Here is an 11,327-nt window from a genome sequence, read left to right as displayed (position 1 = left end):
CTCGGAGACGGGGCCGGGGACGCGTCGGCGAGGGATTACTGGAAGCGAAGGAACTCCGGCGGTACGGCATCCACCAGCCACACCCCGTTGGCGCTGATCCGGAACACGTGCCCGGCGGTGCGCATCGCCCCGGCATCCACGGAGAGCACGACGGGCCGGCCGCGCCGCGCGCCGACCCGGGTCGCGGTCTCCCGGTCGGGGGACAGGTGCACGTGGTGGCGGGCCATCGGGCGCAGGCCTTCGGCGCGGATCGCGTCCAGGGCGGCGGCGACGGTGCCGTGGTAGAGGTACGCGGGCGGTTCGGCTTCCGGGAGATCCAGGTCGACGGCGACGGTGTGCCCCTGGCTGGCCCGGATGCGGGTGCCGTCCACGGCGAAGCGCTGCTTGTCGTTGGCGGCGACGACGTGGTCGAGCTCGGCGCGGCTGAAGGGGAAGCCGTGGGCGGCGGCCGCGCGCAGGAGATCGTCGATCTCCACCCAGCCGTGGGGGTCGAGCACCAGTCCGATCCGTTCCGGCTGATGCCGCAGGTGTTTCGAGACGTATTTGGACACCTTCACGGTGCGTCTGTCGTCCATGGTCCCAGCGTGCCCGGCCGGACGGCCTGTTTGCAGGGATTTTCCGGGCCCGGGGCGACGGTGGACACCCCCTATCGCTATTCCAAGATACGGAATACATTTTCCGCTGCCACTTCTGCCCTGGGGGAGAAACCATGACAGCCCATACCTCTCTGCCACGCCGTGCGGCTGCCGAACTGATCGGGACCGCCGCCCTCCTCGTGTTCGTGATCGGCTCCGGAATCCAGGCCGCCGCACTCAGCCGTGACATCGGTGTCGCCCTGATCGCCAACTCGCTCGCCTCGGCCATCGGCCTCGTGCTGATGATCACCCTCTTCGGGCCGCTGTCCGGCGGCCACCTCAACCCGGTGGTCACCCTCACCTCCTGGTGGTCCCGGCGCACCGGCGGCGACGGCCTCGGCGGCCGGGAGGCGCTGGTCTACACGGCGGCCCAGACGGTCGGAGCCATCGGTGGAGCCCTCGTCGCGGAGGCCATGTTCGGCCGGGCCCCGGGCACCTTCGCCACACAGGTGCGCGAGGGTGGCCACCTGCTCATCGGCGAGGTCGTGGCCACCGCCGGGCTGGTCGTCCTCATCCAGGGCCTCGACCGCATCGGTCGCGCGAAGCTGATCCCGGCCGCGGTCGGGGCGTACTTCGCCGCCGCGATCTGGTTCACCTCGTCCGGCTCCTTCGGCAACCCGGCCGGCACCATCGCGCGCTCCTTCAGCGATTCCTTCACCGGGATCGCCCCCGAGTCCCTGCCCGGATTCCTTGCCGCCCAGCTGGTGGGCGCGATCCTCGGCCTGGTCCTCGCCGGCCTGCTGTACGGGACCGCCCGCTCCGCGCAGGCCGCGCGGGCGGAGGTGCTGACGACCGCCCTGCCGGAGCCCGCCTCGGAGGCTCTGCCCGCGCCCGACAAGGAGGCGTACGAGACCATCGGTTGAGACGCCGCCCCCGTTGCCCACAGGCAAAGGGGACTTGTCCACAGCCCTTTGGGTGGGTTTTGACGGCAAACGCGTGATCCGCCCTGTGGACTACCGCTCGGGACTACCGCGCGGGACTGCCGCTCGGGGCTACCGCTCGGGGCTACCGCCCGGGGCTACCGCTCGCCCCGGCGGGCCAGATCGTTCATCGTCCGGGCCTGGAGCTCCCGCTCCGTCGCGGCCCGAACGAACTCCGCCACGTGATCGGCGCCGACGAGGTCCTGCACCGCCCGTACCGTCCCGGCCGGCAGCGCCACCGAGGACGGACCCGACGGCTGCGTCGCCCCGGCTGCTCCCAGGTGCCGCTGCAGATGCCGGGTCGCGAACAGCCGCATCGCCCGCGCCAGCTCCGCGTCCACGGTCTGCTGGGCCAGCGGCCGCAGCCGCCGCACCATCGTCGCCGCCTCCGCCGCGTCCGCGTCGGTCGGCGGCACGTGCCCGAGGTAGCGCGCGAAGACGTGCTCGGTGGTGAACTCCAGGAACCGCGAGGCGATGTGCTCCACCTGCCCGCGCAGCTCCCGCAGATGGCCGGTGATCGCCGACAGCGGCACCCCGGCCGCGTAGAGCTCCGCGGCCACGGCCAGCTCCTGCGGCGAGGGCACGAGGAACTGGTCCGGGCGGCCCGGGATCCGTTCCAGCACCCCCAGCTCGCACGCCTCGTCCACCGCTTCGTCGTCGGGCCGGCCGCCGAAGCGGTCGTTCAGCTCCTCCCGGCTGATCCGGGCCGCCTCCTCGTCGGTCCACGGCCCGTGCACCTCGGCGACCAGCCCCAGTACGCCGCCGAGTCCGCGCCCCGCGTCCCAGGCCTCCAGCAGCTCCTTGATGGAGGCCAGCGTGTAGCCGCGGTCCAGCAGGTCCGCGATCTGGCGCAGCCGCGCCAGATGCGTGTCCCGGTAGACGTTGGAGCGGCCGCGCCGCTCCGGCTTCGGCAGCAGACCGCGGTCCTGGTACGCACGGATCGTGCGCACCGTCGCCCCGCTGTGGTGCGCCAGATCCTCGATCCGGTACTCGGCTACCGCCTGATCGGACAATCCCGGCTCCCTACGACATCGCGGCTCGGCCGACCGCGCCCGCCGCGGCCCGGGCGGCAGGTGAAGCCGCAAGGTACTCGACCGCCCTGCGCAGCGAGCCCTCCTGCGAGGGATGGTACGACCGCCGGAAGTAGCGGGGTATGGCCATGCCGAGCTCTCTCCAGGTGGGCAATAGGCCCTTGACCACCGCCCGGTTGTGCGCGCGGAGCGTATAGCGCAGCCGGCCGCCCAGCTCGGGGTCGTTGCGTATGAGGTACGAGGCCCCCCACACCCACAGCCAGGCCAGTACGGGCGCGACGACGACCATCCCCTCGACGCGCCGCGCGTACCGGGGCAGGCCCGCTCCCCCGCAGTGCTGGTACATGTCGAAGGCGACGGAGCGGTGCTCCACCTCCTCCGCGCCGTGCCAGCGCAGCAGGTCCAGCATGATCTCGTCCGCGCCGGCCTCGTCGAGCTCCTCGGCGCGCAGCACCCAGTCCCCGAGGACCGCCGTGAACTGCTCTATGGCGGCGACCAGCGCGAGCCGGAAGCGCAGCCATTCCTGGGCCGTGATGGGCGCCCCGAAGGGCGGGGTCTCGCCGAGCAGCTTCTCGAAGAGGAAGTCCACGTGCTTCGTGTACGCCTCCGTCGGCAGCCGCTGCTCGGCCAGGTGGTCCAGTACGTGGGAGTGCTGCACGCTGTGCGTGGCCTCCTGGCCCATGAACCCCTTGACGTCCTTGCGCAGCTCGGGGTCGGTGACCAGGGGCAGGCCCTCCTTGAAGACCTTCACGAACCACCGCTCCCCGGCGGGCAGCAGCAGGTGCAGCACGTTGATGACGTGGGTGGCGGTGGGCTCGTCGGGTATCCAGTGCAGCGGGGTGGTCTTCCAGTCGAAGGCCACCCGCCGCGGACTGATCACGTACGAGGCCCCGGTGTCGGCCCCGGTTCCGGACTCGACCCCGGCCCCGGCGCCGGCCCGGGTCACAGCTTGGGCTCCAGCTTCGCGATGCGCCGCAGGGTGCGCGGCGCGAAGCGGGACATCCACAGGGCGCCCCTGGACTCCGGAGTCACCGGCACCACGGCCTCGTTGCGCACCACGGCCCGCAGGATCGCGTCGGCGACCTTCTCCGGCGGGAAGTTGCGCAGCCCGTACAGCCGCGAGGAGCGCTCCTGGCGGCGCTTCTCCTCGGCCTCGTCCACCCCGGCGAAGCGCGAGGTGGCGGTGATGTTGGTGTTCACGATGCCGGGGCAGATCGCGGAGACGCCGATGGACTTCGACGCCAGTTCCGCGCGCAGGCACTCCGACAGCATCAGAACCGCGGCCTTCGAGGTGCTGTAGGCGGGCAGGGTCCTGGAGGGCAGGTAGGCCGCGGCGGAGGCGGTGTTGACGATGTGCCCGCCCTGGCCGCGCTCGGCCATCTGCTTCCCGAAGATCCGGCAACCGTGGATGACGCCCCACAGGTTGACGTCGAGGACCTTCTTCCAGTCCTCGGCGGTGGTGTCGAGGAAGGCCCCGGACAGGCCGATCCCGGCGTTGTTGACCAGCACGTCCACGATCCCGTACTCGGCGGCGACCTTCGCGGCGAGCTTCTCCATCGCCTGCTCGTCGCTGACGTCCACGCACTCGCCCCAGGCCTCGGGGGCGCCGACCAGCCGGGCCATGTCGGCCGTGCGCGCCGCGCCCTCGGCGTCCCGGTCCACGGCCACCACCCGCGCGCCGGCCTCGGCGAACGCGAAGGCGGTGGCCCGGCCGATGCCGCTGGCCGCACCGGTGACCAGTACGAGCTGCCCGCCGAAGCGGTCGGCGTACCGGCCCGGAGCCTTCTGCTCCGGTGCCCGCGTGGCCGGCTCCTCCCGGGAGGTGACGAACTCGCCGATCCAGGCGGCCAGCTGGTCGGGCCGGGTCCGCGGCACCCAGTGCTTGGCGGGCAGGGTGCGGCGTACGAGATCGGGGGCCCACAGCTCCAGCTCGTCGTAGAGCCGCTCGGACAGGAAGGCGTCCCCGGTCGGGGTGATCAGCTGCACGGGTACGTGGGCGTACGCGTCGGCGCGCGGCCGGCGCAGGCGGGGCCGCACGTTGTCGCGGTAGAGCCAGGCACCGTGCGCCGCGTCCGACGGCAGGGAGGCCGTCGGGTAGGAGCCGGCCGGAACCTTCTCGAGGCGCTGGAGGATCGCGGGCCACCGCTTGCCGAGCGGCCCGCGCCAGGCGAGCTCCGGCAGCACGGGCGTGTGGAGCATGTAGACGTACCAGGACTTGGCGCCCTGGCTCAGCAGCTGCGCGGCCCGGCGCGGGGTGGGCCGCGACATCCGTTTCTTGATCCAGTGCCCGAAGTGGTCCAGGGAGGGCCCCGACATCGAGGTGAAGGAGGCGATCCGGCCCTCGGTGCGGGCGACGGTCGCGAACTCCCAGCCCTGTACGGAGCCCCAGTCGTGCCCGACCAGGTGCACCGGCCGGTCCGGGCTGACCGCGTCCGCCACGGCCAGGAAGTCGTCGGTCAGCTTCTCCAGCGTGAAGCCTCCGCGCAGCGGCTGGGGAGCTGTGGAGCGCCCGTGTCCGCGTACGTCGTAGAGCACCACGTGGAAGCGCTCCGCCAGCCGCTCGGCGACCTCCGACCAGACCTCCTTGCTGTCCGGGTAGCCGTGCACCAGCACCACGGTCGGCCGGTCCGCCTCGCCGTGTTCGACGACGCACAGCTCGACCCCGCCCGTGCTCACCCAGCGCTCGCGCCCGCCCGCCGGTCCCGCCGTGCCCGCCCCGCTCATGCCGGTCATGCCGCCTTCTCCTCAGCCCAGCGCCGCACGTGCGGCAGATCGTCGTCCAGCCAGAATGCGCTCTCCAGGGGATCCCGGGAGTCGGTGACGACCAGGATCTCCTCGAACTTGGCGCCGGTGCCCCGGAAGCCCAGATGCGGCTCCACCGCCCACAGGCCGGGCTGCGGCGGGTGGTCGGAGAAGTGGTACGGGCTCCACAGCGGCGACCAGCCCTCGCGGTGCCCGTGCAGGGCGTCGGAGGCCAGCCCCTTCAGCGACTGGGTGCCGAATCCGAACGCGGTCGGCGACCAGCGCCGCTCCTTGACGCGGTCGATCTTGTGCGCGATCACGCCGAAGGGGTAGGCGCGGTGCCGGTTGGCGTACCCCTGCCGGTTCATCAGCCGCTCGACGTTCTCGTAGATCTCGCGCAGCGAGCGCCGCTCGCGGACCTGGTCCAGGATCAGCGCGCGGTGGGCCTGCAGATCGGACATGAGCCGGTCCTGCACCGGATTGAGCCCGAGGCTGCCCGAGTACCCGATGTCGGCCGCGTACCCCTTGTAGACCGGCGCCATGTCGAGGATGAACGGCATCCCCGGCTCCAGCTTCCGGTTGGTCGGGAAGAACTGGAGCGGGATCTTGAAGTTCACGAAGGCGGTGCGGTCCCCGAACCAGGCGAAGGGCAGGTGGAACCAGTCGCGCACGCCGCGCTCGCGCAGCCACTCGCGCTGCATCCGGGCCGCCTCGCGCTCGGTCACCCCGGGGCGCAGCTGCGCGGCGACGGTCTCCGCGCACTCGTAGGAGAGCCGTTGTACTTCCCTGAACCCGCGCAGGTCGGCCGTGAGTTGCGCGGTGCGTTGCTTGGTGTCCCCAGCCATGCCAGCCGTCCGTCCCTATAGCCGTACGCGCCCGTAACTTGACACTGATGAATGTGACAATGACTGGAGATCACGTCAAGGGCCGTGCACAGACCTGTGGACAAACTTGTCCGGTCCGCATCAACCCGCTCCGGGGCGGCGGTTCCGCATCAGCCTTACGTCAGGGTCCGTAGTCCTCAAGGCGGAGACGGGGTCCCGCTCGAAGTCTGACGATCGGGCCGGTCCGCACCACTAACGTCGAACCCGTGACTGTCATCGCGACCGAAAGCCTGAGCAAGCGGTACCCCCGAGTGACCGCCCTCGACCGGCTCTCCCTGGACATCGGGCCTGGTGTGACCGGCCTCGTGGGTGCCAACGGAGCCGGCAAGTCCACGCTGATCAAGATTCTGCTGGGACTGTCCCCCGCCACCGAGGGCAGTGCCGCCGTGCTCGGTCTCGACGTCGCCACGCATGGCAGCGCCATCCGTGAACGCGTCGGGTACATGCCCGAGCACGACTGCCTGCCGCCCGACGTCTCGGCCACCGAGTTCGTCGTCCACATGGCCCGCATGTCCGGCCTCCCGCCGACCGCGGCCCGTGAGCGCACCGCAGACACCCTGCGCCACGTGGGGCTGTACGAGGAGCGCTACCGCCCCATCGGCGGCTACTCCACGGGCATGAAGCAGCGCGTCAAGCTGGCCCAGGCCCTCGTCCACGACCCCCAGCTGGTCCTCCTCGACGAGCCGACCAACGGTCTGGACCCGGTCGGCCGCGACGAGATGCTCGGCCTGATCCGCCGTATCCACACGGACTTCGGCATCTCCGTCCTGGTCACCTCCCACCTCCTCGGCGAGCTGGAGCGGACCTGCGACCACGTCGTGGTCGTCGACGGCGGCAAGCTGCTGCGCTCCAGCTCCACCAGCGACTTCACCCAGATCACCACGACCCTCGCCGTCGAGGTCACCGACTCCGACGCCCACCCGGACGGCACCGCCGCCCTGCGCAAGGCGCTCACCGAGGCGGGCATCGCGCTCCACACCGCCGAGGAGCAGGGCCTGCCCGGCGCGGGGCACATCCTCCTGGTCGAGGCCACGGGCGAGGACACGTACGACACCGTCCGCGACACCGTCGCCGACCTGGGCATCGGCCTGGTCCGCATGGAGCAGCGCCGCCACCACATCGCGGAGGTCTTCCGCGACAACGACCAGCCCTCGCGGCCCATCCACCAGAAGGGAGCCGGTTCCGATGGCGCCTGACACCTCGACCCAGATCCACAACATCGGCTACCGGTCCTACGACGGCCCCCGGCTCGGCCGCGCCTACGCCCGCAAGTCGCTGTTCTCGCAGTCCCTGCGCGGCGCCTACGGACTCGGCCGCTCCGCCAAGTCCAAGGTCCTGCCGATGATCCTCTTCGCGGTGATGTGCGTTCCCGCATTGATCCTCGTCGCGGTGGCCATCGCCGTCCCCGGCTCCACCGAACTGCCGATCAAGTACACGACGTACGCCCTGACCACCCAGGTGGTCATCGGCCTCTACCTCGCCTCCCAGGCGCCCCAGTCGGTCTCCCGCGACCTGCGCTTCAAGACCGTGCCGCTGTACTTCTCGCGGCCCATCGAGCGGGTCGACTACGTCGTGGCCAAGTACGCCGCCATGGCCTCGGCCCTGTTCATCCTCACCGCCACCCCGCTGCTGATCATGTGGATCGGCTCGCTGCTGGCGAAGTTCGACTTCGGCGACCAGACCAAGGGATTCGGGCAGGGACTCGTGTCGGTACTGCTGCTCTCGCTGCTCTTCGCGGGACTGGGCCTGGTCATGGCCGCCCTCACCCCCCGCCGCGGGTTCGGCGTCGCCGCGATCATCGCGGTACTGCTCATCCCGTACGGTGCGGTGACCGCCGTCCAGGGCATCTCCTACAACACCGGGAACGCCGGAGCCATCGACTGGCTGGGCCTGTTCTCCCCGATCACCCTGATCGACGGCGTCCAGACGGCGTTCCTCGGCGCGACCTCCGCCTTCCCCGGCGGCGAGGGTCCCTCGGCCGGCACCGGCGCCGTCTACCTGCTCGTCGTCCTCGGCCTCATCGCCGGCTCCTACGCCGCCCTGATGGCCCGCTACCGGAAGGCCGGGCTGTGACCATCATCGACATCGACCACACCTCCCGCTGGTTCGGGAACGTCGTCGCCGTCAACGACGTGACCATGCGCATCGGCCCCGGCGTCACCGGACTCCTCGGCCCCAACGGCGCGGGCAAGTCCACGCTCATCAACATGATGGGCGGGTTCCTCGCCCCCTCCACGGGCACTGTCACCCTCGACGGCGCGCCGATCTGGCGCAACGGGGAGGTCTACAAGCAGATCGGCGTCGTGCCCGAGCGCGAGGCGATGTACGACTTCCTCACCGGCCGGGAGTTCGTCGTCGCCAACGCCGAGCTGCACGGGCTCGACGACGCGGCGGCCCAGCGGGCGCTCGCCACCGTCGAGATGGAGTACGCCCAGGACCGCAAGATCTCCACGTACTCCAAGGGCATGCGCCAGCGCGTGAAGATGGCCTCCGCGCTGGTCCACGATCCGTCCGTACTGCTCCTCGACGAGCCCTTCAACGGCATGGACCCGCGCCAGCGCATGCAGCTGATGGACCTGCTGCGGCGCATGGGCGACGAGGGCCGCACCGTCCTGTTCTCCTCGCACATCCTGGAGGAGGTCGAGCAGCTCGCCTCCCACATCGAGGTGGTCGTCGCCGGCCGGCACGCCGCCTCCGGCGACTTCCGCAAGATCCGCCGCCTGATGACGGACCGCCCGCACCGCTACCTCATCCGCTCCTCCGACGACCGGGCCCTCGCCGCGGCCCTGATCGCCGACCCGTCCACGGCCGGTATCGAGGTCGACCTCAAGGAAGGCGCCCTGCGCATCCAGGCCGTCGACTTCGGGCGCTTCACCGAGCTGCTGCCGCGGGTCGCCCGCGCGCACGGCATCCGGCTGCTGACGGTCTCGCCCTCCGACGAGTCCCTCGAGTCGGTCTTCTCCTACCTCGTCGCGGCCTGAAGGAGCTGGCACCCATGTACAACCCCACCGTTGCCCGGCTCACCTACCGGGCCCTGCTCGGCCGCCGCCGGGCGCTGATCCTCTTCCTGCTGCCCGCCCTGCTGATCCTCATCTCCATCGCCGTCCGCGCCCTCACGGGTGTGGACGACAAGGTCGCCGCCGATCTGCTCGGCGGCTTCGCCCTCGCGACGATGGTCCCGCTGATCGGCGTCATCGCCGGCACCGGCGCCATCGGCCCCGAGATCGACGACGGATCGATCGTCTACCTGCTCTCCAAGCCGGTGAAGCGACCGACGATCATCATGACCAAGCTGATCGTCGCGATCGCCGTCACCATGGCCTTCTCCGCGATCCCCACCCTGATCGCCGGCTTCATCCTCAACGGCAACGGCCAGCAGATCGCCGTCGCCTACACCGTCGCCGCCCTCGTCGCCTCGATCGCCTACAGCGCGCTGTTCCTGCTGCTGGGCACCGTCAGCCGACACGCGGTCGTCTTCGGCCTGGTCTACGCCCTGATCTGGGAATCGCTCTTCGGCAGCCTGGTCTCCGGCGCCAAGACCCTCAGCGTCCAGCAGTGGTCCCTCTCCCTCGCCGAGAAGGTCGCGGGCGACGGATACGTCGACGCCACCGTCGGCCTGCCCACCGCCGCGGTCCTGCTCTCCGTGGTCACCATCGGCGCCACCGTCTACGCGGGGCAGAAGCTGCGCCGCCTCACCCTGGCCGGTGAGGAGTAGGTCCGGATCGGCCCCGACGCACCCTGCTCGAAGCTGTGCCCCGCCCGGCCCACCGGCCGGGCGGGGCACAGCTTCGCGGGGCATCATCGGTGCATGATCGAGCACCTCGAGCCCGAGCCGTCCAGGCCCCTGAGGTCCTGGATACGCTCGTCGCCCGGAACGCACATATGGCTGCTGATCATCGCCATCACCAGCATCATCGTCGTGATCGCGCCCGACCAGATCGAGCGCGTCCTGCTCCACCGCAACAGCAGCAACATCCACCAGCTCGTGAAGTACCCCGTCAGGGCACTCCTCAGCAGCGCCTTCTGGATCGAGAACCCGGCCTCGCTCGCCCTCTACGCCGTGCTCTTCGAGCTCTTCCACGCCAACGTCGAACGCTGGCTCGGCACCCTGCGCTGGCTCGTGATCGTCGCGACCGCCCACATCGTGGCCACCCTGGTCAGCCAGAAGGTCCTGCTGACGGCCATCCAGGACCATCGCGCCCCGCGGAGCATGACGCATGTCGTCGACATCGGCGTCAGCTACGGACTCGCGGCCGCCGTGGGCGTCCTCACCTACCGGATCCCCAGCCCCTGGAGATGGTTCTACCTGGCCGGGGCGGTCGCCTTCTTCGGTCTCCCCCTGGCCACCGGCGGAACCTTCACCGACCTGGGCCACGCCATCTCGCTGGCCATCGGCCTGCTTGCCTGGCCGCTCACCCGCCACCTTGTTTCACGTGAAACACAGCCCCCGTTTCACGTGAAACCTCGCTAGCGGTCCTCCGCTTTCGCCACGCCGTGTTCCCAGGCCCACGACGCGATCCCCACCCGGTTCCGCACCCCGAGCTTCGCCTGGACGTTCGCGATGTGGGTCTTCGCCGTTCCCGCGCTGATGAACAGCTCCGCGCCGATCTCGGCGTTGGTCAGCCCCCGGGCCACCAGCCGGACGATCTCCAGCTCCCGCTCCGTCAGCGGATGCGCCGCGGGCCGGGCCACCGGACCCGCCTGCGTCAGCCGGCTCAGCAGCCGTACGGTGATCTGCGGACTGATCAGGGTGTCCCCGGCCATCGCCGCCCGTACGCCCTCGATCAGCAGCGCAGGGCCAGACCGCTTCAGCAGGAAGCCGCAGGCACCGTTGCGCAGTGCGGTGTGCACGTACTCGTCCAGGTCGAAGGTGGTCACCACGACGACCCGCGTCTGCGGCGCCAGCAGCCGGGTCACTTCCAGTCCGTCCAGCCGCGGCATCCGGATGTCCGCCAGCACCACGTCCGGGTGCAGTTCCCGGGCCAGCGCCACCGCGCTCTCCCCGTCAGCGGCCTCCCCCACCACGGTCATGTCCGGCTGCGAGTCGAGGATCAGCCGGAATCCGCTGCGGATGTCCTCTTGGTCGTCGGCTATCAGGATGCGTGTGGTCACGCC

12 protein-coding genes are annotated in these 11,327 nt (G+C 70.8%); 6 read left to right on the top strand and 6 right to left on the bottom strand.

Translation table 11 applies throughout. The annotated features are described in order from the left end of the window. Positions 1 to 35 precede the first annotated feature (35 nt). The gene (locus ACFWBN_RS00820) at positions 36 to 575 is read right to left on the bottom strand and encodes an RNA 2'-phosphotransferase (protein ID WP_385168379.1); all 540 of its coding nucleotides are present in this window, start codon (positions 573 to 575) and stop codon (positions 36 to 38) included. A 134-nt stretch (positions 576 to 709) separates the two neighbouring features. Between ACFWBN_RS00820 and ACFWBN_RS00815 the strand changes: the two genes are divergently transcribed. Next, complete coding sequence (locus tag ACFWBN_RS00815; protein ID WP_385168376.1) at positions 710 to 1,498, top strand: aquaporin; 789 nt, start codon at positions 710 to 712, stop codon at positions 1,496 to 1,498. Positions 1,499 to 1,653: 155 nt separating this feature from the next. Here the strand turns inward: ACFWBN_RS00815 and ACFWBN_RS00810 are convergent, their stop codons facing one another. From ACFWBN_RS00810 to ACFWBN_RS00795, 4 genes are all read right to left on the bottom strand, one after another. Then, positions 1,654 to 2,568 (bottom strand): MerR family transcriptional regulator, encoded by a 915-nt coding sequence (locus tag ACFWBN_RS00810; protein WP_385168373.1) that lies wholly within the window; start codon positions 2,566 to 2,568, stop codon positions 1,654 to 1,656. 10 nt (positions 2,569 to 2,578) lie between these two features. Beyond that, on the bottom strand, positions 2,579 to 3,466 hold the full coding sequence (locus tag ACFWBN_RS00805) for a metal-dependent hydrolase (RefSeq protein WP_385168914.1): 888 nt from the start codon (positions 3,464 to 3,466) through the stop codon (positions 2,579 to 2,581). Positions 3,467 to 3,528: 62 nt separating this feature from the next. After that, positions 3,529 to 5,319: an SDR family oxidoreductase gene (locus ACFWBN_RS00800; protein ID WP_385168371.1), complete on the bottom strand. Its 1,791-nt coding sequence runs from the start codon at positions 5,317 to 5,319 to the stop codon at positions 3,529 to 3,531. Then, positions 5,316 to 6,173, bottom strand: a complete 858-nt coding sequence (locus ACFWBN_RS00795) for a M24 family metallopeptidase (protein WP_385168368.1) — start codon at positions 6,171 to 6,173, stop codon at positions 5,316 to 5,318. The genes ACFWBN_RS00800 and ACFWBN_RS00795 overlap by 4 nt, the downstream gene beginning before the upstream one ends. 245 nt (positions 6,174 to 6,418) lie before the next feature. On the opposite strand from ACFWBN_RS00795, the gene ACFWBN_RS00790 reads away from it, so the two are divergent. From ACFWBN_RS00790 to ACFWBN_RS00770, 5 genes are all read left to right on the top strand, one after another. After that, positions 6,419 to 7,408, top strand: a complete 990-nt coding sequence (locus ACFWBN_RS00790) for an ABC transporter ATP-binding protein (RefSeq protein ID WP_385168365.1) — start codon at positions 6,419 to 6,421, stop codon at positions 7,406 to 7,408. Then, the gene (locus ACFWBN_RS00785; RefSeq protein ID WP_385168362.1) at positions 7,398 to 8,285 is read left to right on the top strand and encodes an ABC transporter permease subunit; all 888 of its coding nucleotides are present in this window, start codon (positions 7,398 to 7,400) and stop codon (positions 8,283 to 8,285) included. The genes ACFWBN_RS00790 and ACFWBN_RS00785 overlap by 11 nt, the downstream gene beginning before the upstream one ends. Continuing rightward, on the top strand, positions 8,282 to 9,193 hold the full coding sequence (locus tag ACFWBN_RS00780; protein ID WP_385168360.1) for an ABC transporter ATP-binding protein: 912 nt from the start codon (positions 8,282 to 8,284) through the stop codon (positions 9,191 to 9,193). The genes ACFWBN_RS00785 and ACFWBN_RS00780 overlap by 4 nt, the downstream gene beginning before the upstream one ends. A gap of 14 nt (positions 9,194 to 9,207) precedes the next feature. Continuing rightward, entirely contained in the window at positions 9,208 to 9,927 is a 720-nt protein-coding gene (locus ACFWBN_RS00775) for an ABC transporter permease subunit (protein ID WP_385168357.1), read from the top strand. A gap of 93 nt (positions 9,928 to 10,020) precedes the next feature. After that, positions 10,021 to 10,683 (top strand): rhomboid-like protein, encoded by a 663-nt coding sequence (locus ACFWBN_RS00770; protein WP_385168355.1) that lies wholly within the window; start codon positions 10,021 to 10,023, stop codon positions 10,681 to 10,683. Here the strand turns inward: ACFWBN_RS00770 and ACFWBN_RS00765 are convergent. Next, positions 10,680 to 11,324, bottom strand: coding sequence for a response regulator (locus tag ACFWBN_RS00765; protein WP_385168352.1), 645 nt, complete (start codon positions 11,322 to 11,324; stop codon positions 10,680 to 10,682). The genes ACFWBN_RS00770 and ACFWBN_RS00765 overlap by 4 nt on opposite strands. Positions 11,325 to 11,327 lie beyond the last annotated feature (3 nt).

Source organism: Streptomyces sp. NPDC059989 (genome assembly GCF_042736975.1).
Taxonomy (GTDB): Bacteria; Actinomycetota; Actinomycetes; order Streptomycetales; family Streptomycetaceae; genus Streptomyces.
The sequence above is the reverse complement of the archived record's forward strand: the minus strand, read 5'-3'. Positions and strand labels throughout refer to the sequence as shown.

Coding starts and splice junctions, on each gene's coding strand:
- ACFWBN_RS00820 (WP_385168379.1), bottom strand. CDS start 575: ATGGACGACAGACGCACCGTGAAGGTGTCCAAATACGTCTCGAAACAC.
- ACFWBN_RS00815 (WP_385168376.1), top strand. CDS start 710: ATGACAGCCCATACCTCTCTGCCACGCCGTGCGGCTGCCGAACTGATC.
- ACFWBN_RS00800 (WP_385168371.1), bottom strand. CDS start 5,319: ATGACCGGCATGAGCGGGGCGGGCACGGCGGGACCGGCGGGCGGGCGC.
- ACFWBN_RS00795 (WP_385168368.1), bottom strand. CDS start 6,173: ATGGCTGGGGACACCAAGCAACGCACCGCGCAACTCACGGCCGACCTG.
- ACFWBN_RS00785 (WP_385168362.1), top strand. CDS start 7,398: ATGGCGCCTGACACCTCGACCCAGATCCACAACATCGGCTACCGGTCC.
- ACFWBN_RS00775 (WP_385168357.1), top strand. CDS start 9,208: ATGTACAACCCCACCGTTGCCCGGCTCACCTACCGGGCCCTGCTCGGC.
- ACFWBN_RS00770 (WP_385168355.1), top strand. CDS start 10,021: ATGATCGAGCACCTCGAGCCCGAGCCGTCCAGGCCCCTGAGGTCCTGG.